Raw genomic sequence first — 22050 nt, forward strand, 5'->3', positions numbered from 1 at the left:
CGGTGCTATCGCGGCACCGCGTCCTGCCCTGACGCAGGGGCAGCCCCCAGCAGTTGCGCCGTGCGTATCGCCTCATCGAGGAATACGGTGACAGCGGGATGCTTGCGTTCACCCTTGCGGTAGGCGAGCAGTATCTTGCGCTGGATGGCCGGTGCGAGTCTTACGGCCGTGACGTTTTCCAGCGGGCGCACCAGGCGCAGACCCGAGACCACCGAAATCGAGTTGCCCGACGCGACCATCGCCGCGACCATCTCGAACCCGGCGCAATGCGCGTTGATACGCGGCGCGAAGCCGGAGCGGCGACACAGATTGCCGATGAACTCGCCGAACGAGCTGTTGGTGGAGTCCAGTGCCCAGGCCTCCTCCTGCAGGTCGGCGATGGTCAGGGTGCTGCGCGATGCCAGCGTGTGGCTCGTCGGCAGCAGCACGTGCAGGCGATCTTCGGTCAGTGGAATCAGCTCGTAGTGTTCCTGGCGCGACTTTGCCGCGCCGGCCAGGTCGTCGATCACGGCGACATCGATCTGCCAGGCACTCAGGGCGCTGAGGCTCTCCTGCGGTTCCAGATCCGCCACCACCACGTCCAGGCGCGGATAGGCCTGGCGCAGGTTGCGTACGATGGGCGCGACCAGCGCCACCGCGATCGAAGGAAAGGCTGCCACGCGCAGCTCTCCGGCAATTTCGCTGCGCATCTGCGCCAGTTCCGAGCGGGCCTCGTCGAGAATCACCAGAATCCGTTCGACGTGCGCCACCAGTCGACTACCTGCCGGCGTCAGCACCACGCCGCGGCCACGCCGCTCGATCAATGCCACATCGGCCTCGCGTTCCAGCTGGGTGATCTGCTGGGAAACCGCCGAGGGCGTCAGGTGCAGAAACTCGGCGGTGGCCGCCATGGTGCCGCAGCGGGCGAGCTCGCGAAGGGTGCGTAAGCGGATGAGATCCATGAGCGGAATTCTATAGGTAAGATTTTCTAATCAATGGGGTAAGAATAAATCAGTATACATAATGAAAGTGGGGTCTTAGATTTTTCTCACCGACGGGTGCATGACCGGGCGCCTGTCTCCACCTCATAAAAGAAAAATACCGCCATGGCCGTTAGCGTATTCGATCTGTTCAAGGTGGGCATCGGCCCATCGAGCTCGCACACCGTCGGGCCGATGCGTGCCGCGGCGCTGTTCACCCACGCCCTGGAAAACCAGGGGCATATGCCCAGTGTCGTGCGGGTGGTGGCCGAGCTGTATGGCTCGCTGGGTGCTACCGGCAAAGGCCATGGCAGCGACAAGGCGGTATTGCTCGGCTTGAGTGGGTATGAGCCGGATACTGTCGATGTCGAGCAGGTTGCAAGCTATATCGAGGCCATTCGTAGCGAGAAGCGTATCGTTTTGCCTGGTGGGCATTCGGTCGCATTCAACGAAAAGACCGATCTGAAGATGATTCGCAAGGCGCTGCCGCTGCATGCCAACGGCCTGCGCTTCGCAGCGTTCGACGCGGCCGGGCTGCAGGTGCACGAGGCTACCTATTACTCGGTGGGTGGTGGCTTCGTGGTCAGCGAGGCGATCCTCGCCGACGGCTCCAAGCACAAGGTCATCGCCCCGGATGCCACCGCATTGCCATTGCCGTTTCGCAGCGGCGCCGACCTGCTGCGCCTGACCCGCGAATACGGGATCGGCATTGCCGAAGTGATGCGCCGCAATGAGCGCCACTGGCGCAGTGATGAAGAGATCGACAGCGGTCTGCTGTCGATCTGGCGCGTGATGCAAGCCTGTGTCGAACGCGGCTGTCGCACCGAAGGCATCCTGCCTGGCGGGTTCAAGGTACGCCGCCGCGCCGCCATCCTGGCGCGCAAGCTGGGTGGCTTTCAGCGAAGCTACACGGAAGATCCGCTGCGCATGCTCGACTGGGTCAACCTCTGGGCCCTGGCGGTGAACGAGGAGAATGCGGCCGGTGGCCGCGTCGTCACCGCACCCACCAATGGCGCGGCGGGCATCATCCCCGCGGTACTGCATTACTACGCCAACGCCATTTCCGGCGCCAGTGAGCGCGGCATCATCGATTTTCTGCTGACCGCCGGTGCGATCGGCATCCTGTACAAGGAAAACGCCTCGATCAGCGGCGCCGAAGTGGGCTGTCAGGGGGAGGTCGGCGTGGCCTGCTCGATGGCTTCCGGCGCGTTGTGTGCGGTACTCGGTGGCACGCCGGAGCAGGTCGAGAACGCCGCCGAGATCGGCATGGAGCATCATCTGGGCCTGACCTGCGACCCGGTCGGCGGCCTGGTGCAGATTCCCTGCATCGAGCGCAACGCCATTGCCTCGGTGAAGGCCATCAATGCCGCGCGTATGGCGCTGTACGGCGATGGTTCGCACCATGTGAGCCTGGACAAGGTGATCAAGACCATGCGCGAAACCGGTGCCGACATGCTGACCAAATACAAGGAAACCGCACGCGGCGGCCTGGCCGTGAACATTATCGAGTGCTGAGCCGCTCACCTGCCGAACCCGCGTGATGCGTGGCCTCTAGGGCTGCCATCACGCATCGATCGTCCATAACAATAACAACTGAGACCTCCCTGCATGTCCCCGCAAAGCATCTAGATGGCGCTGATCCCATTCCCCTCCCTTATAATCGCGTGATGTCTTGGGGTGACCTGCCCGGTTGGCGTGGCTCGTGCCCCTGCTGACCTGTCCCCCAATGCCATCAAGCCTAGAATTCTGGACAGCGTCTATTACATGAATACTCTAAAACGCATCGCCTCCGCCTATTCCAATACCAGCCTGGTGCTACGCATCTTCATCGGTCTGGTGCTGGGCATTCTGCTCGCTTATTTCTCGCCAGATGCCGCGCTCAAGGTCGGCTTGCTGGGTGAACTGTTCATCCTCGCCCTCAAGGCGGTCGCGCCGGTACTGGTGCTGGTACTGGTGATTTCCTCCCTGGCAGCCCATCAGAGTGGCCAGCCCACGCACATTCGTCCGGTGCTGATGATGTACCTGATCAGTACCTTCAGCGCAGCGGCCCTGGCGGTGTGCGCCAGCTTTCTGTTTCCCACCCTGCTGTCGCTGGACATCAGCTCGGCCGAGGGCAATCCGCCCGGCAGCATCATCGATGTCTTGCACAACCTGCTGACCAGCATCTTCGTCGGCCCGGTGCAGGCGCTGAACACCTCCAACTACATCGCCATCCTGGCCTGGGCCGTGGCGCTGGGCATCTTCCTGCGGCATACCGCGCCGAGCACGCGCACCATGCTGCATGACGTTTCCAACGCCTTCACCCAGGTGGTGCGGTTCGTCATCAATCAGGCGCCGATCGGTATCTTCGGTCTGGTCGCCAGCACCCTGGCCGACTCCGGCTTCGAGGCGCTGTATGGCTATGCCCGCCTGCTGATGGTGATGGTCGGCTGCATGCTGATCGTGACCCTGGTGATCAACCCGCTGCTCGCCTACATCAAGATGCGCCGCAACCCCTATCCGCTGCTGTTCACGGTACTGCGCGAGAGCGCTGTGACGGCCTTCTTCACGCGCAGCTCGGCGGCCAACATTCCGGTCAACCTGCGTCTGTGCGAGAAGCTCAAGCTGGACAAGGACACCTACTCGATCACCATCCCGCTGGGTGCCACCATCAACATGGCCGGTGCGGCGATCACCATTTCCGTGATGGCCCTGGCGACCACCCATACCCTGGGCATCAACGTCGATCTGCCCACGGCGCTGCTGCTCTGCGTGGTGTCGTCCCTGGCAGCGGCGGGCGTTTCCGGGGTGGCTGGCGGCTCGCTGCTGCTGATTCCGATGGCCACCAGCCTGTTCGGCATCGACACCGAAATCGCCATGCAGGTGGTGGCGATCGGCTTCGTCATCGGCGTGGTGCAGGACTCCTTCGAGACCGCCCTGAACTCGCACACCGACGTGGTCTTCACCGCAGCCGTATCCTATGCCGGTGAAGAGCGCGGTGTTGCCGAACAGGCCACCCGCATCGATGCCCAGGCATCCCGTAGCTGATTGGCCGTGGGATGAAAGACGCGCCTCAGGGCGCGTGTTTTCCGGGCCGAAGGTGGGTTGCGCGGCTACACGTACTGCGCCGCCGCATAGCCCGACGCCCAGGCCCACTGGAAGTTGAAGCCGCCCAGGTGCCCGGTGACATCCAGCACCTCGCCGACGAAATACAGCCCCGGTGACTTCAGCGACTCCATGGTCTTGGACGACACCTCCTTGGTGTCGATGCCGCCAAGCGTGACCTCCGCCGTGCGGTAGCCCTCGGTGCCCGCCGGCACCAGTTGCCAGTCCGCCAGGCGCTCGGCGATGGCCTTGAGCTCGGCCGGGGTGTACTGCTTCAGCGGTTTGGAAGCGAACCAGTGCTCCGCCAGCAGGCCGGCCATTTTCTTGGTGAAGCGTTCGCTCAGCAGGGTTTTCAGCTCGCTGTTGGGACGCTCGCGCTGTTGTGCCTGCAACCACTCCGGCAGGTCGACGTGCGGCAGCAGGTCGATGCTCAGGGTGTCGCCGGGTTGCCAGTAGGAGGAAATCTGCAGGATCGCCGGGCCGCTGAGGCCGCGGTGGGTGAAGAGGATGTTTTCCACGAAGCTCTGGCCGTTGCAACTGACCCGGCAATCCTCCACCGAGGTGCCGGACAGCTCGCTGCACAGCAGCTTGAGCTGCGGATCGGTCAGGGTGAAGGGCACCAGGCCTGCCCGGGTCGGCAGCAGCGCATGGCCGAACTGGCGGGCCACCTGGTAACCGAAGCCGCTGGCGCCGAGGGTAGGGATCGACAGCCCGCCGGTGGCGATCACCAGCGACTCGCAGCTCACGGGGCCGAGGCTGGTGCTCAGGCGATAGCCGTTTTCGCCGCGCTCGATGGCGTTCACCGAGGTATCCAGGCGCAGGTCGACGCCAGCCTGCTCGCATTCTTCCAGCAGCATGCCGAGGATGTCGCTGGACTTGTGGTCGCAGAACAGCTGGCCGAGTTTCTTCTCGTGGTAGGGCACGCCGTGCTTGGCCACCAGGGCGATGAAATCCCACTGGGTGAAGCGTGCCAGCGCGGACTTGCAGAAATGCGGGTTGTGCGACAGGAAGTTGGCCGGCTCGCAGTACAGGTTGGTGAAATTGCAGCGTCCGCCGCCGGACATCAGGATCTTCTTGCCGGCCTTGTTGGCGTGGTCGAGCAACAGTACGCGGCGCCCGCGGGCGGCGGCGGTCATGGCGCACATCAGCCCGGCGGCGCCGGCACCGATGATGATGACGTGGGGTGTGAGCACGGGGCGATCCTGTTGGCTGCGGGCGGAGCGCGGAGATTCTACCCCAGGGGTTGTCGAGGTTTCACCGTGCCTGGCGCGCTGCAACCTCGACGGCTCCTCAGTCGGCCTTGGCGAGCATGGCGTGCAGCAGCACGTTGGCGCCGGCCTCGGCCCAGTGCGGGTGGATGTGCTCGGCTTCGTTGTGGCTGAGCCCGTCGACGCAGGGCACGAAGACCATCGCGGTGGGCGCCACGCGGCTGAGGTAGCAGGCGTCGTGGCCGGCACCGGAGATCATCTCGCGCTGGCTGTAGCCGAGTGCCATGGCAGCCTGGCGCACGCTGTCGGCACAGGTTTCGTCGAAGGCGATCGGCGCGTACTGGAAGATGCGCTCCAGGCGGTGGCCGAGCCCTGTGGCCTCGGCGACCCGCGCCACCTCGAGGTGCAGGCGCTGTTCCAGCTCTCCCAGCACCCGTTCCTCGGGATGGCGGAACTCGACGCTGAAGAACACCCGCCCCGGCACCACGTTGCGCGAATTGGGCTGGATCTGCGCCATGCCGACGGTGGCGCGCCCCTCGGCCCCCTGGGCATGGCCCAGGGCGTTGACCGCCTCGACCACCCGGGCGAAGCCGAGCAGGGCATCGCGGCGCAGGTGCATCGGTGTGGTGCCGGCGTGGGCGCTGCGCCCGGTCAGTTCGACCTCGTACCAGCGCTGGCCCTGGGCGCCGCTGACCACGCCGATGTCGATACCCTCGGCCTCGAGGATCGGCCCCTGCTCGATGTGCAGTTCGAAGGCCGCATGGATCGCCTGGCCACCCACCGCCTCGCGACCGGCATAGCCGATGGCCTGCAGCGCCTGGCCGATACTGATGCCTGAGGCGTCCTCGCGGGAGAGGCCGTAGTCGAGGTCGAACACCCCGGCATGCACACCCGAGGCGATCATCGCCGGGGCGAAGCGCGAGCCTTCCTCGTTGGTCCAGTTGACCACCTCGAACGGCCGCCGGGTGCGGATGCCGTGGTCGTCCAGGGTGCGCAGCACTTCCAGGCCGGCGAGCACGCCGTAGATGCCGTCGAACTTGCCGCCCAGGGGCTGGGAATCGCCATGGGAGCCGGTGAGCACCGGGGCCAGGCTGTCGTCCAGGCCGGCGCGGCGGGCGAAGATATTGCCCATGGCATCGATGCGGATGCTGCAGCCGGCCGCCCGTGCCCAGTGCACGAACAGGTCGCGTCCCTGGCGATCCTCCTCGCTGAGGGCCAGGCGGCTGACACCGCCGCCGGCGGTCGCGCCGATGCGCGCCATCTGCATCAGCGAATCCCACAGGCGCTGGCCGTCGATACGCAGGGCTTCACTCATGGTCCGGCTCCCCCTGCCTGCGGTAGCGGAAGTCGCAGTGCGAGGCGCCGCCCATGATGGTCTGGCTGCGCCGCAGTTCGACCTCGGGCGCGTAACCCTGGATGAACACTTCGTCGCGGTTGCAGGAAAGCAGATGGCCGATCTCGCCCAGGCCCATCTCCTGGTACATTTCGGCGTAGCGACAGCGCGTGACGTCATAGTCGTAGCGCTGCGCGTCGCTGGCGATCACCTGTACCTGCAGCGCGTCGTCCTTCTCCCAGAGCGCCTGCAGGGCGACGAAGCTCTGCAGGTCGGCGCCGCCCGGCTCGCGTGCGGCGAATTCGCGCGCGGCCTGCAACGCCGCGCCGCTTACCGCTTCGCCAATCACCGCGGCGGCCTTGGCGCTGCCGAAATCGCGCCGCAGTATCTGGTAGATGGGTTTGATGATTTCCGCTTCGATCCGCCGTCGGGCGAGGATGCCCAGTTCACCGTCATGCTTGCTCATCTTCACCTCCTGCAGGCCGGCAGCCGCCGGCACGGGTCATGGTTGCGCGCCGCCGACCACGTTGACCGGCTGCCACTGGTTGGCCTTCACCTGGTAGACGGTGAACGACGGGTTGCGCAGGTTGCCCTCGGCGTCGAAGGCGATGCGGCCGGTGACGCCTTGGTAATCGATGTCGCGCAGCGCCGGCAGGTATTTCGCCGGGTCCGCCGAGCCCGCTTTCTCGATGGCCGCGACCAGCACCCCGACACCGTCGTAGGCGAACGGCGCGTGCAGTTCGATGGGGGTCTTGTAGCGTGCCTGGTAGGCCTGTTCGAACGCGGCGCCACCGGGCATCTGCGCCACCGGCAGGCCGGGCTCCAGAGCGGTGACGCCCTCGCCATCGCGCTGCGCCAGTTTCAGGAAGGTCTGGCTGACGAAGCCACCGGCGCCCATCAGCGGCGCCTTGATGCCAAGTTGTTTGATGCGCCGCGCCAGCGGTGCGGCTTGAGCATCCACGCCACCGAAGAAGATCAGGTCGGCGTTCTTGCCGCGGATGTTGGTGAGTACCGCGCTGAAGTCGACGGTCTTGTCGTCGACATATTCGCGGGCGACGATCTGCCCGCCGCCGGCCTCGATGCGCTTGGCGAACTGCTCGGCCAGGCCCTGGCCGAAGGCGGTGCGGTCGTCGATCACGGCAATGCGCCGGGCTTTCAGGTCGTCCAGGGCGTACTGTCCGGCGTAGCGGCCGCCGTCGTCGTCATGGCCCATCACCCGGAAGCTGGTAGCGAAGCCTTGCTGGGTATACGCGTGGCCGGTGGCGACCGGCGCCACCTGGGCGATGCCGGCATCGTGGTAGACACGGGCGGCGGGGATGCTGGTACCGGTGTTCCAGTGGCCGACCACGCCAGCCACGCCCTCGTCGACCAGGCGCTGGGCGACGGCCACGGCAGTGCGTGGGTCGGACTGGTCGTCCTCGGACACCAGCTTGAAGGTAACGGTCTCGCCGTCGAACTGGATCTTTCGGGCGTTGGCGTCGGCGATCGCCAGTTGCGCGCCGTTCTCCAGGTCCTTGCCGATGCGTGCGGAAGGCCCGGTGAGCGGACCGGCGAGGCCGATCAGCACGGTTTGCTCGGCCTGGGCAAGGCCGGCGGCGAGGCTGCCCAGGGCGGTGACGATAAGGGTGACGCGTTTCAGGACTGGCGGTCTGGACATGCTGGCAGGTCTCTGTGGGGGGTTATTCGCCCAGGTACGCGGCGCGTACCTGGGGGTTGTCGAGCAGCGCCGGGGCGGTGCCCTCGAGGCTGATCAGGCCGCTGTCGAGCACGTAGCCGCGGTCGCTGGCGAGCAGCGCCAGACGCGCGTTCTGCTCCACCAGCAGCAGGGTCATGCCATCGCGGCAGACGTCGTCGATGAGCTGGAAGATGCGCTCCACCATCAGCGGCGCCAGGCCCATGGAGGGCTCGTCGAGCAACAGCAGGCGCGGTCGCGAGAGCAGGGCGCGGGCCAGGGCGAGCATCTGCTGCTCGCCGCCGGAGAGCAGTCCGGCCGGTTGCTGCAGGCGTTCGCGCAGGCGCGGGAAGTGCGCCAGCAATTGTTCGATCTCGTCGCTCACCCGGGCCCTGTCGCGGCGCAGGTAGGCGCCGGCCTGCAGGTTGTCGAGCACGCTCATGCGGGCGAAGATGCCGCGGCCCTCCGGGACCATGGCGATGCCCAGGCGCAACAGCTGGTGCGCCGGCATGCCGAGGATGGACTGGCCAGCGAAGCGCAGCTCGCCGGCGCTGGCCGGCAGCAGGCCGGTAATGGCCTTGAGGCTGGTGGTCTTGCCAGCGCCGTTGGCGCCGATCAGCGTGACCCGCTCGCCCTCGGCGACGTTCAGGTCGATGCCCTTGACCGCCTGGATCGCGCCATAGCGAACCTCCAGGCCTCGGATACTCAGCAAGGCTTCAGGCATCGGCATGGGCTCCCAGGTAGGCCTGGACGACGGCCGGGTGCCGGCGCACCTGTTCGGGCGATCCCTCGGCGATGATCCGACCGTAGTCGAGCACGCTGAGTTGGTCGCACACGCCCATCACCAGCTTCACGTCGTGTTCGATCAGCAGCAGGGTGTGGCCGTCGTCGCGAATCTTTTCCAGCAGCCCGCGCAGTTGCAGCTTCTCGCTGGCGTTCATGCCGGCGGCCGGCTCGTCCAGCGCCAGCAGCCGCGGTTCGCTGGCCAGTGCGCGGGCGATCTCCAGGCGTCGCTGGTGGCCGTAGGAGAGCGAGTCGGCACGCTGCCCGGCGATGGCGCCGATGCCCACGTAGTCGAGCAGGGCCCGGGCGCGCTCGCGGGTCTCGCGCTCCTCGTCGCGAGCCCGCCGGTGGCGACTCAGGGCCGCCCACAGGCCGTTGTGGGTGCGGGCGTGGCGGCCGACCATGACGTTCTCCAACGCGCTCATGGCATTGAACAGGCGGATGTTCTGGAAGGTGCGGGCGATACCGGCCTGGGCCACGCGGTGCACGGCGCTGGGCGAATAGGCCGCGCCATCGAGGCTGAAGCGGCCGGCATCGGGGCGGTACAGGCCGGTCATGACATTGAACAGGGTGGTCTTGCCGGCGCCGTTCGGGCCGATCAGGCCATGCACGTGGCCGGGCTGGATGCTCAGGCTGACGTTGTCCAGCGCCATCACCCCGCCGAAGCGCTTGGCGACGCCACTGAGGTGCAGCAGCGGCTGGTTCATCGGCCACCTCGCGGCGCCGGCCACAGGCCTGCGGGGCGGTACAGCATGGCGAGGATCAGGGCCAGGCCGTAGAGCAGTTGGCGGACGATTTCCGGATCGGCGAGGACCGCGCCGAACAGCTGCTGTTGCAGCGGGCCAAGGCTGCTGCGCAACAGTTCCGGCAGCGCCGCCAGCAGCACGCAGCCGAGGATCACGCCGGGCACATGGCCCATGCCGCCGAGCACCACCATCGCCAGGACCACGATGGACTCGTTGAGGGTGAAGGATTCCGGCGAGACGAAGCCCTGGAACGAGGCGAACAGGGCGCCGCCCAGGCCACCGCAGGCGGCGCCGATGGCGAACGCCAGCAGTTTCAGGCGGCGCGTGTCGATGCCCATGGCCCGGGCGGCATCCTCGTCTTCGCGGATCGCCACCCAGGCGCGGCCGATGCGTGAATGCTGCAGGCGGATGCAGGCCAGCAGGATCAGCACCACCAGGGCCGCGAACAGGTAGTAGTAGAGGTACACCGAGGGTATCCGCAGGCCGAGGATCTCCTGGCTGCGGGCGAGGTTCAGGCCCAGCAGCTGCACCGGCTCGATGGAGGAAATGCCCTTGGCGCCATTGGTGATGTTCAGCGGCTGGTCGAGGTTGCGCATGAAGATGCGGATGATCTCGCCGAACCCCAGGGTGACGATCGCCAGGTAGTCGCCGCGCAGGCGCAGGGTGGGTGCCCCGAGCAGGATGCCGAAGCCGGCGGCGAGCAGCGCGGCCAGTGGCAGGACCAGCCAGAACGGCGTGTGCAGGCCGCCGGGCAGCAGCGCCGCGAGGGCCGGGAAATGGCTGGTCAGGTGCGGCGAGGAGAGCAGCGCGGCCAGGTAGGCGCCCACCGCGTAGAAGGCGATGAAGCCCAGGTCGAGCAGGCCGGCGTAGCCGACCACGATGTTCAGGCCCAGCGCCAGCATGATGTACAGCAGGGCGAAGTCCAGCACCCTGACCCAGTAGTTGCCGCCGGCCTGGCCGACCAGCCAGGGCGCCAGCAGCAGGGCTACGGCGAACAGCACCAGGCCCAGGCGTGCGCGGCGGGCATCGGCCAGTGACGAGAGGTTGGCGGACGAGGCGTTCATGCGCGTGTGGCCAGGCGTTCGCCGAGCAGCCCGGAGGGGCGTAGCACCAGCACCGCGATGAGGACGATGAAGGCGAACACGTCCTGATAGTTGCTGCCGAATGTGCCGCCGCTCAGGGCGCCCAGGTAGCCGGTGCCGAGGGCTTCGATCAGGCCCAGCAGGAGGCCGCCGAGCATGGCCCCCTTGAGGTTGCCGATACCGCCCAGTACCGCTGCGGTGAAGGCCTTGATGCCCGGCAGGAAGCCCATGTAGAAGTTGGCGCTGCCCACGTTGCTGGCCAGCATGATGCCCGCCAGCGCGGCCAGGGCGCCGCCGATGGCGAAGGTCAGTACGATGACCCGGTTGGGGTCGATGCCCATCAGGCTGGCGACCTGCGGATTCTCCGCGACCGCACGCATGGCGCGGCCCAGGCGGGTGCGTTCGATCAGTAGCAGGAGGCCGAGCATCAGCGCCAGGGCGATGGCGATGGTGCTCAGTGCGGTGACATGGGTGATGGCGCCATGGGCCAGTTCGATGGGCTCCAGGGGCAGGAGCTGGGGAAACATCTGCGGATTGCGCGACCAGATCAACATGGCCAGCGTCTGCAGCAGCAACGACACGCCGATGCCGCTGATCAGCGGTGCCAGGCGCGGGGCGCTGCGCAGACGCCGGTAGGCCAGGCGTTCGACCAGGATGCCGAGCACGGCGCACAGGCCCATGGCGATGAGTGTGGCGATCGCCAGGGTCAGCAGCGGGGCCAGGCCGGGCAGGCTCGCCTGCAGCAGCGAGATGGTCGACAGACCGACCAGTGCGCCGACCATCAACAGGTCGCCGTGGGCGAAGTTGATGATGCGCAGGATGCCGTAGACCATGGTGTAACCTAGGGCGATCAGGGCATACAGGCTGCCGAGCAGGAGCCCGTTGAGCAGTTGTTGGAGCAGGGTATCCATGGGCGATCGGCCAGCCTCGGACAGCGGTGGGTCAGGGCGGTGATGGTGTTCATTTATTCTATTTTTATCAAATATCCTTATTTCATAACCTTATTACCGTGCCGGATTCGGCTTTTTAGCCAGTATTTAGGCAATTTTTCTCAAAATTACGTGTGAATTTATTCAATACATGAAAAATATAGAATTATTGGAGGTCGATCCGCCCCTGCGCGCCGTGCGTACCTTCGAGGCCTTCGCCCGGCAAGGTGGGGTAACGGCGGCGGCGCGTGAGCTGGCGATCTCACCCTCGGCGGTGAGCCACCAGCTGCGCATCCTCGAAGATTTCCTGCAGCAGCCGCTGACCCTGCGCCAGGGGCGCAACCTGATCCTCAGCGAGCAGGGCCGCGAGTACTACCGGTCGATCCGTTCGGCGTTCGCGGTGCTGCGCAGCGCCACCGAGCACGTGCGCGAGCAGTCGGCGCTGCGCCAGGTGACCATCAGCCTGATCCCGCTGTTCGGCGTCGGCCTGTTCATTCCGCGCCTGCCGGCGTTTCTCGACGAGCACCCGGGAGTCGAGGTGAACGTCACCTACGCCAACCACCGCAGTTACCCGAGCGACGCCGCCGACCTGTCGATCCGCTTCGGCACCGGGCACTGGCCGGGCTACCGCAGCGAACGCCTGCTGTCCGGGGCGATGGCGGCCTATTGCAGCCGCGACTATCTCGCCCGCCACGGCCCGCTCTCGACCGCCGAGGATTTGAGCGGGCTGCAGTTGTTGCATGACGAAGAGCGGGGAGGCTGGGGGCAATGGCTGCAGGCAGCCGGCGTGCGCCAGGCGGCGCGCCATGACGGGCTGCTCTTCGAGGACGGCCTGCTGACCCTGCATGCGGCCCTGGCCGGCCTCGGGGTGGCCCTGCTGCGTGAGCCCCTGGTGCGTGCGCATGTTGCCAGTGGCCAATTGGTACGTCTGTTCGAGCAGGCCCTGGACGACGGTCGCGACTACTACCTGTGCTGCCGCACCGATGGCGAGCTGTCGCGCGAATGCCTCGGCCTGTATGCCTGGCTCAAGGGGCACATGGGCGGATGACGGGGACCGCTGGCGATCACCGGCAGGTTCGTCCCCGCCCCTGGCGCTTGGCCTGATAAAGCTGCTGGTCGGCCTGGTGCAGGAAGCTTTCCAGGTCATCCGCTGCGCCATGGCAGACGCCCGCGCTGAATGACAGCGGCGGTGCGCCAGCGGCGTACTTGAGGTGTCCGCACCGCTCACGCAATTGGTCGAGGGCCAGGCTCAGGGATTCGGCGTCCTGTTGGCTGACCAAGGCGAACTCCTCGCCGCCCAGGCGACCAAGCAGGGCATCCGGGAACGCAGCGCCCAAGGCGCGGGTGAAGGCGATCAATGCGGCATCGCCACTGGCGTGCCCATGGTTGTCGTTGATCTGCTTGAAGAAGTCCATGTCGAGCATCGCCACGCTCAGCCCCTGGCCGCGGCGCTGGGCCTGCTGAAACAACTGGCTGCCCTGTTCGTAGAACGCCCGGCGGTTGTTCAGCCCGGTCAGCGCGTCGAATTGCGCCGCCTGCTTCAGCGCGCGCATCAAGTCCCGGCGTTCCAGGCTGGATATCACCCGGCAGTTCAGTTCTTCCGGGCAAAAGGGTTTGCGCAGGAAGTCGTCGGCACCGTGCTTGATGAACATGGCGCTGAGCGATCCCTTGGTGTCGGCGGACAGGCCGAGGATGATCAGCTCGTGGCGTTTCATCTTCTGGCGCAGCAGCTTGACCAGCTCGAAGCCACTGATACCGGGCATGCTGTGGTCGACCACCAGCAGGTCGATATCCGCTCGCTCCTGGAGGATGCGCAGGGCCTCTTCGCCGTCGCGGGCGTCGATGATCTGGTAGCGATGCGGCGCCAGCACGTGGCGGATGAAGTGACGCGTGGCCTCGGAGTCTTCGGCGACGAGAATATTCACCTGGCTATTGCGCTCCAGGCGGTGCAACAGGCGGAAGGCGTACTCGTAGGAATGCTGACTTTCCTTGAGCACGTAATCGACCACGCCCTTGAGCAACAGCTCGTCGCGGCGTTTTTCGTTGTACGAACCGCTGAGCACGATGCACGGCAAGGCGTAGCGCATGACCAGGTCGACGCTTTCGCCATCCGGCGCGTCCGGCAGGTGCAGATCGACGATGGCAGCGAAGAACAGCTCCGCCGAGGTCTCCAGCATCACCTCGGCTTCAGCCAGAGAGGCGCAGAACAGCGGTTGCAGATCTGTTTCCTGGCGGAACAGGTGGTCGAGGATTTTCAGCACCAGCGGGCTGTCCTCGATGACCAGAATCGTGCGCACGGAACCCCCTGTAGCCGCCCTTACAGTGTACGTATACGCAACGAGCGGCCCTTGATCTTGCCTTCGCTGAGGCGTTTGAGCGCCTGCCTGGCGACATCTCGCTGCACGGCGACATAGGCCTGGAAGTCGAAGATGGCGATCTTGCCAACCTGGGCGCCAGGGATCCCGGCCTCGCCGGTGAGGGCGCCGAGGATGTCGCCGGGGCGCAGCTTGTCCTTGCGCCCTGCACCGATGCACAGGGTGATCATCGGCGGTTGCAGTGGCTCGCCGGCGCGGGCCTTGAGGCTGCCGAGCGGGTGCCAGGTCAGCGGGCTTTTCTGCAGGGCCTCGATGGCCTGGGCGCGATGGGCCTCTGGGGGGGCGACCAGGCTGACGGCGATGCCTTTCTCGCCGGCGCGGCCGGTACGGCCGACACGGTGGATGTGGATCTCGGCATCACGTGCCAGTTCGACGTTGATCACCATGTCCAGGGCATCGATGTCCAGGCCGCGGGCGGCCACATCGGTAGCCACCAGCACCGACAGACTGCGGTTGGCGAACATCGCCAGCACCTGGTCGCGGTCGCGCTGCTCCAGGTCACCGTGCAGGGCCGCGGCGGAGATGCCTGCTGTGCGCAGGTGGTCGACCACCTCCTGGCACTGCTGCTTGGTGAAGCAAAAGGCCACGCTCGATTGCGGGCGGAAACTGGCCAGAACATCGACCACGGCCTGCATGCGCTGCTCCGGGGCGATTTCGTAGAAGCGCTGTTCGATCTGGCTGTCGTCGTGCAAGGCCTCGGCCTTGACCTGTTGCGGGTTGCGCATGAAGGCCGCGGACAACTGCTTGATACCGGCCGGGTAGGTGGCCGAGAACAGCAGGGTCTGGCGGCGCTCCGGGGTCTGCCCGATGATCTCGGCGATGCTGTCGTAGAAGCCCATGTCGAGCATGCGGTCGGCTTCGTCGAGCACCAGGGTATTGAGGCCGTCCAGCTTCAGGGTGCCCTTGGCCAGGTGCTGCTGCACCCGGCCCGGGGTGCCGACGATGATCTGTGCGCCGTGCTCCAGCGATCCGATCTGCGGGCCGAAAGGTACGCCACCGCAGAGGGTGAGGATCTTGATGTTGTCTTCGCCCCGCGCCAGACGGCGCAGTTCCTTGGCGACCTGGTCGGCCAGCTCGCGGGTCGGGCACAGCACCAGTGCCTGGCAGCCGAAGTAGCGTGGGTTGAGCGGCGCCAGCAGGCCGATGCCGAAGGCCGCGGTCTTGCCACTGCCGGTCTTGGCCTGGGCGATCAGATCCAGGCCCTTGAGCATGACGGGCAGGCTCTGCGCCTGGATCGGCGTCATTTGCGCGTAACCGAGGGAGTCGAGGTTGGCCAGCATGGCGGGCGACAGGGCAAGCGAGGAAAAAGCGGTGGCGGTCACGGTTCGGGCCTGGCAGGAGCATTCGGTTAGGCCGGGCAGTGTAACAGGACGGCGGTGAACCGCTTGCAACGATGAGCGACAAGCCCCCCGCTCGGGCGGCGCCTGGTTATCACTGCGCTCACCCGAGCCACTGTCGGGCCCTAGTCGTCCACCTCGACCTTGACGTGCCGGGCGCTGCGTCCGCTTTCGCGGGACAGCTGCAGAAAGATCGCCGCCGCCAGCATCGACAGCAGACCGACGCACAGGTAGGTGGCCTGGAAAGCGCCGAGCACGCCATCGGCCGCGTCCTGGTTGTCCAGGCTGAAACCTCCGAGCAGAGCGGCGGCGGCAGCGATACCCATGCTCATCGACAGTTGCACCACTACCGATAGCAGGCCGTTGCCGCTGCTGGCGTCACTGTCGTGGAGATCGATCAGGGTCACGGTATTCATGGCGGTGAACTGCAGGGAGTTGATGGCACCGATCAGGCTCAACTGGATGGCCAGTTGCACGTGGGAGGTCTGGCCGTCGACCAGGGCCATGCTGGCGATCAGCAGGCCGAGCAGCAGGGTGTTACTGGTCAGGATGCGACGGTAGCCAAGGCGATCGATCAGCGGTTTGGCCAGGGGTTTCATGGCCATGGCGGCCAGGGCCAGGGGGATCATGCTCATGCCGGCCTGGGCCGGCGAGTAACCCAGTCCCAGTTGCAGCAGCAGCGGGGTGAGGAACGGCAGGGCACCACTGCCCAGGCGGGCGAAGATATTACCGAGAATGCCCACGGCAAAACTGCGGGTATGGAACAGGCTGGGCGGGAACAGGGCGTTGGCCGTGCGCCCGGCGCGCAACCAGTAGGCGGCCAGGCAGGCCAGGCCGCCCAGCAACAGCAGCATCACCCGCACATGGGGCAGGTGCAGTTCGCCGAGGCCTTCGAGCGACAGGGTGATCAGCAGCATGGCGGCGCCGAAGAGCAGGAAGCCGGCGAGGTCGAAACGGCTGTGGCCGGGGCCGCGCAAGTCCGGCATGAAGCGCAACGCGGCCCAGCAGCCAAGGGCACCGACCGGCAGGTTGAGCAGGAAGATCCAGTGCCAGCTGGTGTACTCCACCAGCCAGCCGCCGAGGGTCGGGCCGATCAGCGGGCCGAGCAGGCCGGGCAGGGTGATGAAACTCATGATCCGCACCAGCTCGCTGCGCGGGTAGGCGCGCAGCACCACCAGGCGGCCCACGGGCATCATCAGCGCGCCACCGAGGCCCTGGATGATGCGCGCGAGCACCAGCATGTTCAGCGACTGCGAGACCGCGCAGAGCAGCGAGCCGAGGCTGAACAGCAGGATGGCGCCGAAGAAGATGTGCCGCGTGCCGAAACGATCCGCCAGCCAGCCCGAGGCCGGGATCAGCAGGGCCACGGTGAGCATGTAGGCGATGACCACCGACTGCATGCGCAGGGGGTCTTCGGCCAGGTCGGCGGCCATGCTCGGCAGGGCGGTATTGAGGATGGTGCCGTCCAGCGTCTGCATGAAGAAGGCGATGGCGACGATCCAGGGCAACAGGCGGGCGGTACGGGCGTCGAGTCGTGGGGGCGTAGTCTGCATCGTGCGTCCTGCAACGGTCGGTGTGAGGAAGAGTGCGCATTATCGCCGCAGTTGCGTCTTCGACGTCTTTATCGCGAATTTATTCGCGATGATCTAGGGTTGATAATTCGTCAAACAAGGAGGCAATGGAATGCCTGAAGATCTTTATCCCCATGCCCGGAATTTGCGTATCGGGCGCTTTTCCGAGGTTGGGCGCAGTTATCTGATAACCCTGGTGACCTACCATCGTCGCCCGATCTTTCTGGATTTCACCACGTCACGTCTGCTGATCCGGCAGATGCGTCATTGCACCGCTGACGGGCTGGCCAGTTCGCTGGCCTGGGTGATCATGCCGGATCATCTGCATTGGCTGGTCACGCTGCAACATGGTGGCCTGGCGCGCCTGGTCAAGCGTCTGAAGGCGCGCAGCGCTCTGCTCATCAATCGGCATCACACCCTGCGAGGACGCGTTTGGCAGCCGGGGTATCACGATCGGGCAGTTAGCCGTGAAGACGATGCGCGCGCGATGGCGAGATACATCGTGGCCAATCCCCTCAGGGCTGGACTGGTGAAGCGGATCGCAGACTACCCGCATTGGGACGCCGCGTGGCTGTAGGTCGTACGATAGCACCGGTTTTTACCAGTCCTGCAAGAGCGGATTCATCCGCGAAATTTCTGCGATGCCATCGCGGATGCATCCGCTCGTACGTGGGCCCAGTCGCGGCGTGAGGGATCATGCAGCCAATCAATTCGCTTGCGTGTCGTTCTGAAACCAGGCGAATCCATTTGACTGCAACGCTTACCCGGCCGAGCGCATCTGCTCGATGCCGCGTGCCGGTACGCCGCGCACCGGCGCGCCATTGGCCACGTAGTAGGGGGCCGTGCTGCGTGGCAGTGCCTCGTGGCCGCGAATGCGGTCGGCGATCTTCTCGGCGATCATGATGGTGGTGGCGTTGAGGTTGCCGGTGATGATCTCCGGCATGATCGACGCGTCCACCACGCGCAACCCCTGTACGCCATGCACGCGGCCCTGACCATCGACAACCGCCATGGGGTCTTCGCCCATCCTGCACGAGCAGGACGGATGGAAGGCCGTTTCCGCGTGTTCGCGGATGAAGGCATCCAGCTCGGCATCGCTCTGCACCTGGGCACCGGGGCTCAGTTCACGGCCGCGGTACGCATCGAGGGCCGGCTGGTTGATGATTTCCCGGGTCAGGCGAATGCCGTCGCGGAACTCCTGCCAATCCTGCTCATGGGACATGTAGTTGAACAGGATGCTGGGGTGTTGGCGCGGATCCTTCGACTTCAACTGCACGCGACCACGGCTTGGCGAGCGCATCGAGCCCACATGGGCCTGGAAGCCGTGCTCTTTCACTGCATTGCTGCCGTTGTAATTGATCGCCACCGGCAGGAAGTGGTACTGCAGGTTCGGCCACTCGAACGCTTCCCGCGAGCGGATGAAACCGCCGGCCTCGAACTGGTTGCTGGCACCGATGCCATCGCCGGCCAGCAGCCATTTTGCGCCGATCCCGGGCTGGTTGAGCATCTTCAGGGCCGGGTACAACGACACCGGCTGGGTGCAGGCGTACTGCACGTACACCTCCAGGTGATCCTGCAGGTTGGCGCCCACGCCCGGTAGTTCGTGTACCACCTCGATGTCCAGGCTGCGCAGCAACTCGCCGGGGCCGACGCCGGAGCGTTGCAGGATCTGCGGCGAGGCGATCGCGCCTGCGCACAGCATTACCTCGCGGCGCGCCGTGGCGATGATCGGCGTATTGCCGTTGCCCTGCAGGTAGGCAACGCCATTGGCGCGCTTGCCGTCGAACAGGATGCGGTCGGTGGTCGCGTGGGTGACGATGGTCAGGTTGTCGCGCTCGCGGGCCTGGTCCAGGTAACCCCGGGCCGTGCTGGCCCGGCGGCCCTCCGGCGTCACCGTGCGATCCATCGGGCCGAAGCCTTCCTGCTGGTAACCGTTGAGGTCATCGGTACGCGGGTAGCCGGCTTGCACACCGGCCTCGACCAGGGCGTGGAACAGCTCGTTGTTGCCGGCCTTGGGTGTGGTGACGCTGACCGGCCCGCTGTCGCCGTGATAATCGTTGGCACCGCTGTCACGGGTTTCCGCCTTGCGGAAATACGGCAGGCAGTCCAGATAGCTCCAGTCTTCGAGACCGGGCTGCTTGGCCCAGTTGTCGAAATCCATGGCGTTGCCGCGGATGTAGCACATGCCGTTGATCAGCGACGAACCGCCCAGGCCCTTGCCACGCCCGCATTCCATACGACGGTTGTCCATGTACGGCTCGGGGTCGGTTTCGTAGGCCCAGTTGTAGCGCCGGCCCTGCAGCGGAAAGGCCAGGGCGGCAGGCATCTGGGTACGGAAGTCGAGACGATAATCCGGACCGCCGGCTTCCAGCAGCAGGACGCTGACGCTGGCGTCTTCGCTCAGCCGGGTCGCCAGCACGTTGCCGGCCGAGCCGGCTCCGATGATGATGTAATCGAATTCTTGGGACATGGTGGCCTCCTGGTAGGTGGCTGAGCCTTGGGCCAAGCGGATCGCAGGCCCGTGTCCGGCTCATGCAACAGGTTTGCAGCGCTGCCGGGACGCCGGTTGGCGCCGCCTGGCAAACGCAGTCAGAACACCGAGGCGTAATCGCCCAGCTCGACCTGCACGGATTTGATTCGGGTGTAATGGGCCAGGGTGGTCAGGCCGTTCTCGCGGCCGACGCCGGATTGCTTGTAGCCGCCCACCGGCATTTCTGCGGCGGATTCGCCCCAGGTGTTGATCCAGCAGATGCCCGCTTCCAGCTGGTGGATGACCCGGTGCGCGCGATTCAGGTCGCGGGTGACGATGCCGGCGGCCAGGCCGTAGTCGGTGTCGTTGGCGCGGCGGATGACTTCCTCTTCGCTGTCGTAGACGAGGATGCTCATCACCGGGCCGAAGATTTCCTCGCGCACGATGGTCATGTCGTCACGGCAATCGGTGAACACGGTCGGTGCCACGTAGGCACCATTGGCATATTCACCCGTGGTCACCCGCTCGCCGCCGATCAGCAGACGGGCACCTTGCTGGCGGCCCGACTCGATGTAGCCGAGCACGCGCTCCATGTGGGCGAAGCTGACCAGCGGGCCGAAGTTGGTGCTGTCATCCTGCGGGCTGCCGAGACGAATGCGCTTGACCCGTTCCAGCACCTTGCTCTCGAAACGTGCCTGCAGCGCGCGCGGTACGAACACCCGGGTACCGTTGGTGCACACCTGGCCGGAACTGTAGAAGTTGGCCATCAGCGCAATGTCGGCGGCACGGTCCAGATCCGCGTCTTCGAAAATGATCAGTGGCGACTTGCCGCCCAGCTCCATGGTCACTTCCTTGAGCGAGGAGCTGGAGGCACTGGCCATGACCTTTTTGCCGGTGACCGTACCGCCGGTGAAGGAAATCTTCTCGATCCGCGGATGCTCGGTGAGCCACTGGCCCACTTCACTGCCGCTGCCGGTCAGCACGTTGAACACGCCATCGGGGAGGCCCGCCTCGCTGTAGATTTCGGCCAGCTTGAGGGTGGTCAGCGAAGTGACTTCGCTGGGCTTGAAGATCATCGCGTTGCCAGCGGCGAGGGCTGGAGCGGATTTCCACAGGGCGATCTGGATCGGGTAGTTCCAGGCACCGATACCGGCGACCACGCCCAGGGGTTCACGGCGGGTGTAGACGAAGCTGGTGTCGCGCAGCGGGATCTGCTCGCCTTCGATGGCCGGGATCAGGCCCGCGTAGTACTCGAGCACATCGGCGCCGGTGACGATATCCACGAAGCGGGTCTCGCTCAGCGGTTTGCCGGTGTCGAGGGTTTCCAGCTCGGCCAGCGCATCGTTGCGCTCGCGCAGGATATCCACCGCGCGGCGCAGGATGCGTGAACGCTGCATGGCGGTCATCGCGGCCCAGACTTTCTGGCCCTGCTCGGCGCTGACCACGGCGCGTTCGACATCGTCCTGGCTGGCGCGCTGGATAGTCGCCAGCACCTCGCCGTTGGCGGGGTTGATGCTTTGCAAGGTAGCGCCGCTGCTTGAGTCGACGTACTGGCCACCTATGTAGAGCTTCTGGTCTGCGAATCGAGCCATGGGGGCGTTCTCCTGATCGGGCCAGGCACGGTGCATGGCCTGGCGGATGGATCGGCGTGATCGAGGTGAAAAGACATGTCCGCCGATTTGGTTAAAAAACAGCCTACTTTATTTTTATTGATCGTTCAATCAATAAAAATCCGGGGCGAGGAGGCGTAAGCCAGATCCGACCAGTCGGTGCTTTTTCAGGAGGAATCATTCGGTGCGTCGCCGACGCGCAGGAAGCAGCATGTGCCGCTATCGAGCGCCTTGGTAGGAGTCGGCTTGCCTGCCAGGCAGGTGGTTGTTGGGGCGATCAGGCAGGCGTGGTGTCGGCCTTGGCCAGTTGCAGGTCGAGGTAGTCATAGGCGATCTGCGCCGCCTGGCGGGTATCGAAGTTTTCTCCGGACAGCGCGCCGCGCAGCCACAGACCGTCGATCAGTGCGGCCATGCCCCGGGCGGCAGCGCGTGCCTGTGGCTGTGGCAGGGCGCGGCGGAACTGCCCGCACAGGTTGGAATACAGGCGCTGGTCGTTGACCCGTTGCAGGCGGCGCAGCGAGGGGTGATGCATGCTGCTGGCCCAGAACGCCAGCCAGGTTTTCATCGCCGGCCCGCTGACCTGCGTCTCGTCGAAGTTGCCGTCGATGATCGCGCGCAGGCGAGCCTGCGGGGTGTCCTCGCGCAGCAGTCGGTAGCGCGCGTGGACGGCTTCGCTGAGCGCCTGCATGAGGTGGCGCATGGTCGCTTCGAGCAAGCCGTTCTTGTCGCGGAAATAATGGCTGATGATGCCGTTCGAGACGCCGGCGAGGCGGGCGATATAGGCGATGCTGGCATCGCTCATGCCCACCTGGTCGACCGCTTCGAGGGTCGCTGCGATCAGTTGCGAACGGCGGATCGGCTGCATTCCGACCTTGGGCATCGTGTTCTCCG

19 protein-coding genes are annotated in these 22050 nt (G+C 65.7%); 4 read left to right on the forward strand and 15 right to left on the reverse strand.

Annotation, left to right across the window (positions count from 1 at the left end):
- Positions 1 to 5: 5 nt before the first annotated feature.
- Complete coding sequence (locus BLR94_RS20705; protein ID WP_084308895.1) at positions 6 to 941, reverse strand: LysR family transcriptional regulator; 936 nt, start codon at positions 939 to 941, stop codon at positions 6 to 8.
- Positions 942 to 1085: 144 nt separating this feature from the next.
- On the opposite strand from BLR94_RS20705, the gene BLR94_RS20710 reads away from it, so the two are divergent.
- Both BLR94_RS20710 and sstT read left to right on the forward strand, forming a co-directional pair.
- The gene (locus BLR94_RS20710) at positions 1086 to 2474 is read left to right on the forward strand and encodes an L-serine ammonia-lyase (RefSeq protein WP_084308894.1); all 1389 of its coding nucleotides are present in this window, start codon (positions 1086 to 1088) and stop codon (positions 2472 to 2474) included.
- A 249-nt stretch (positions 2475 to 2723) separates the two neighbouring features.
- On the forward strand, positions 2724 to 3986 hold the full coding sequence (sstT, locus tag BLR94_RS20715) for a serine/threonine transporter SstT (protein ID WP_084308893.1): 1263 nt from the start codon (positions 2724 to 2726) through the stop codon (positions 3984 to 3986).
- A 65-nt stretch (positions 3987 to 4051) separates the two neighbouring features.
- Here the strand turns inward: sstT and BLR94_RS20720 are convergent, their stop codons facing one another.
- The 8 genes from BLR94_RS20720 to BLR94_RS20755 all read right to left on the reverse strand — a co-directional run bounded on the left by BLR94_RS20720 (position 4052) and on the right by BLR94_RS20755 (position 11778).
- The gene (locus tag BLR94_RS20720; protein WP_084308892.1) at positions 4052 to 5236 is read right to left on the reverse strand and encodes a BaiN/RdsA family NAD(P)/FAD-dependent oxidoreductase; all 1185 of its coding nucleotides are present in this window, start codon (positions 5234 to 5236) and stop codon (positions 4052 to 4054) included.
- Between the two features lie 97 nt (positions 5237 to 5333).
- A complete protein-coding gene (locus BLR94_RS20725; protein ID WP_084308891.1) occupies positions 5334 to 6566 on the reverse strand; it encodes a Zn-dependent hydrolase in 1233 nt (410 codons plus the stop codon).
- A complete protein-coding gene (locus BLR94_RS20730) occupies positions 6559 to 7050 on the reverse strand; it encodes an L-2-amino-thiazoline-4-carboxylic acid hydrolase (RefSeq protein ID WP_084308890.1) in 492 nt (163 codons plus the stop codon). Before BLR94_RS20730 ends, BLR94_RS20725 begins: the two co-directional genes overlap by 8 nt.
- A gap of 36 nt (positions 7051 to 7086) precedes the next feature.
- Positions 7087 to 8241, reverse strand: a complete 1155-nt coding sequence (locus BLR94_RS20735; protein ID WP_084308889.1) for a branched-chain amino acid ABC transporter substrate-binding protein — start codon at positions 8239 to 8241, stop codon at positions 7087 to 7089.
- A gap of 22 nt (positions 8242 to 8263) precedes the next feature.
- A complete protein-coding gene (locus BLR94_RS20740; protein ID WP_084308888.1) occupies positions 8264 to 8980 on the reverse strand; it encodes an ABC transporter ATP-binding protein in 717 nt (238 codons plus the stop codon).
- Positions 8973 to 9746, reverse strand: coding sequence for an ABC transporter ATP-binding protein (locus BLR94_RS20745; RefSeq protein WP_084308887.1), 774 nt, complete (start codon positions 9744 to 9746; stop codon positions 8973 to 8975). Before BLR94_RS20745 ends, BLR94_RS20740 begins: the two co-directional genes overlap by 8 nt.
- Positions 9743 to 10849 (reverse strand): branched-chain amino acid ABC transporter permease, encoded by a 1107-nt coding sequence (locus BLR94_RS20750; RefSeq protein WP_084308886.1) that lies wholly within the window; start codon positions 10847 to 10849, stop codon positions 9743 to 9745. Before BLR94_RS20750 ends, BLR94_RS20745 begins: the two co-directional genes overlap by 4 nt.
- A complete protein-coding gene (locus BLR94_RS20755; protein WP_084308885.1) occupies positions 10846 to 11778 on the reverse strand; it encodes a branched-chain amino acid ABC transporter permease in 933 nt (310 codons plus the stop codon). The genes BLR94_RS20750 and BLR94_RS20755 overlap by 4 nt, the downstream gene beginning before the upstream one ends.
- 169 nt (positions 11779 to 11947) lie before the next feature.
- Here BLR94_RS20755 and BLR94_RS20760 point away from each other — a divergent pair, with 169 nt between their 5' ends.
- Positions 11948 to 12844, forward strand: a complete 897-nt coding sequence (locus BLR94_RS20760) for a LysR substrate-binding domain-containing protein (protein WP_084308884.1) — start codon at positions 11948 to 11950, stop codon at positions 12842 to 12844.
- Positions 12845 to 12860: 16 nt separating this feature from the next.
- Here BLR94_RS20760 and BLR94_RS20765 read toward each other — a convergent pair whose 3' ends face one another.
- The 3 genes from BLR94_RS20765 to mdtD form a co-directional block, all read right to left on the reverse strand.
- The gene (locus tag BLR94_RS20765; protein ID WP_084308883.1) at positions 12861 to 14093 is read right to left on the reverse strand and encodes a diguanylate cyclase domain-containing protein; all 1233 of its coding nucleotides are present in this window, start codon (positions 14091 to 14093) and stop codon (positions 12861 to 12863) included.
- 20 nt (positions 14094 to 14113) lie between these two features.
- Complete coding sequence (gene dbpA / locus BLR94_RS20770) at positions 14114 to 15493, reverse strand: ATP-dependent RNA helicase DbpA (protein WP_084308882.1); 1380 nt, start codon at positions 15491 to 15493, stop codon at positions 14114 to 14116.
- A 140-nt stretch (positions 15494 to 15633) separates the two neighbouring features.
- Complete coding sequence (mdtD, locus tag BLR94_RS20775) at positions 15634 to 17061, reverse strand: multidrug transporter subunit MdtD (protein WP_084308881.1); 1428 nt, start codon at positions 17059 to 17061, stop codon at positions 15634 to 15636.
- A 130-nt stretch (positions 17062 to 17191) separates the two neighbouring features.
- On the opposite strand from mdtD, the gene BLR94_RS20780 reads away from it, so the two are divergent.
- A complete protein-coding gene (locus tag BLR94_RS20780) occupies positions 17192 to 17656 on the forward strand; it encodes an REP-associated tyrosine transposase (protein WP_084308880.1) in 465 nt (154 codons plus the stop codon).
- A gap of 183 nt (positions 17657 to 17839) precedes the next feature.
- On the opposite strand, the gene betA is transcribed toward BLR94_RS20780, so the two are convergent.
- The 3 genes from betA to betI all read right to left on the reverse strand — a co-directional run bounded on the left by betA (position 17840) and on the right by betI (position 22039).
- Positions 17840 to 19549: a choline dehydrogenase gene (betA, locus tag BLR94_RS20785; protein WP_090423752.1), complete on the reverse strand. Its 1710-nt coding sequence runs from the start codon at positions 19547 to 19549 to the stop codon at positions 17840 to 17842.
- Between the two features lie 119 nt (positions 19550 to 19668).
- Entirely contained in the window at positions 19669 to 21141 is a 1473-nt protein-coding gene (gene betB, locus BLR94_RS20790; protein ID WP_084308426.1) for a betaine-aldehyde dehydrogenase, read from the reverse strand.
- A 295-nt stretch (positions 21142 to 21436) separates the two neighbouring features.
- The gene (gene betI, locus BLR94_RS20795; RefSeq protein WP_084308425.1) at positions 21437 to 22039 is read right to left on the reverse strand and encodes a transcriptional regulator BetI; all 603 of its coding nucleotides are present in this window, start codon (positions 22037 to 22039) and stop codon (positions 21437 to 21439) included.
- Between the last annotated feature and the right edge of the window lie 11 nt (positions 22040 to 22050).

This window comes from Phytopseudomonas flavescens (genome assembly GCF_900100535.1).
GTDB lineage: Bacteria > Pseudomonadota > Gammaproteobacteria > Pseudomonadales > Pseudomonadaceae > Aquipseudomonas > Aquipseudomonas flavescens.

Coding starts and splice junctions, on each gene's coding strand:
- BLR94_RS20705 (WP_084308895.1), bottom strand. CDS start 941: ATGGATCTCATCCGCTTACGCACCCTTCGCGAGCTCGCCCGCTGCGGC.
- BLR94_RS20710 (WP_084308894.1), top strand. CDS start 1,086: ATGGCCGTTAGCGTATTCGATCTGTTCAAGGTGGGCATCGGCCCATCG.
- sstT (WP_084308893.1), top strand. CDS start 2,724: ATGAATACTCTAAAACGCATCGCCTCCGCCTATTCCAATACCAGCCTG.
- BLR94_RS20725 (WP_084308891.1), bottom strand. CDS start 6,566: ATGAGTGAAGCCCTGCGTATCGACGGCCAGCGCCTGTGGGATTCGCTG.
- BLR94_RS20730 (WP_084308890.1), bottom strand. CDS start 7,050: ATGAGCAAGCATGACGGTGAACTGGGCATCCTCGCCCGACGGCGGATC.
- BLR94_RS20735 (WP_084308889.1), bottom strand. CDS start 8,241: ATGTCCAGACCGCCAGTCCTGAAACGCGTCACCCTTATCGTCACCGCC.
- BLR94_RS20740 (WP_084308888.1), bottom strand. CDS start 8,980: ATGCCTGAAGCCTTGCTGAGTATCCGAGGCCTGGAGGTTCGCTATGGC.
- BLR94_RS20745 (WP_084308887.1), bottom strand. CDS start 9,746: ATGAACCAGCCGCTGCTGCACCTCAGTGGCGTCGCCAAGCGCTTCGGC.
- BLR94_RS20750 (WP_084308886.1), bottom strand. CDS start 10,849: ATGAACGCCTCGTCCGCCAACCTCTCGTCACTGGCCGATGCCCGCCGC.
- BLR94_RS20755 (WP_084308885.1), bottom strand. CDS start 11,778: ATGGATACCCTGCTCCAACAACTGCTCAACGGGCTCCTGCTCGGCAGC.
- BLR94_RS20760 (WP_084308884.1), top strand. CDS start 11,948: ATGAAAAATATAGAATTATTGGAGGTCGATCCGCCCCTGCGCGCCGTG.
- mdtD (WP_084308881.1), bottom strand. CDS start 17,061: ATGCAGACTACGCCCCCACGACTCGACGCCCGTACCGCCCGCCTGTTG.
- BLR94_RS20780 (WP_084308880.1), top strand. CDS start 17,192: ATGCCTGAAGATCTTTATCCCCATGCCCGGAATTTGCGTATCGGGCGC.
- betA (WP_090423752.1), bottom strand. CDS start 19,549: ATGTCCCAAGAATTCGATTACATCATCATCGGAGCCGGCTCGGCCGGC.
- betB (WP_084308426.1), bottom strand. CDS start 21,141: ATGGCTCGATTCGCAGACCAGAAGCTCTACATAGGTGGCCAGTACGTC.
- betI (WP_084308425.1), bottom strand. CDS start 22,039: ATGCCCAAGGTCGGAATGCAGCCGATCCGCCGTTCGCAACTGATCGCA.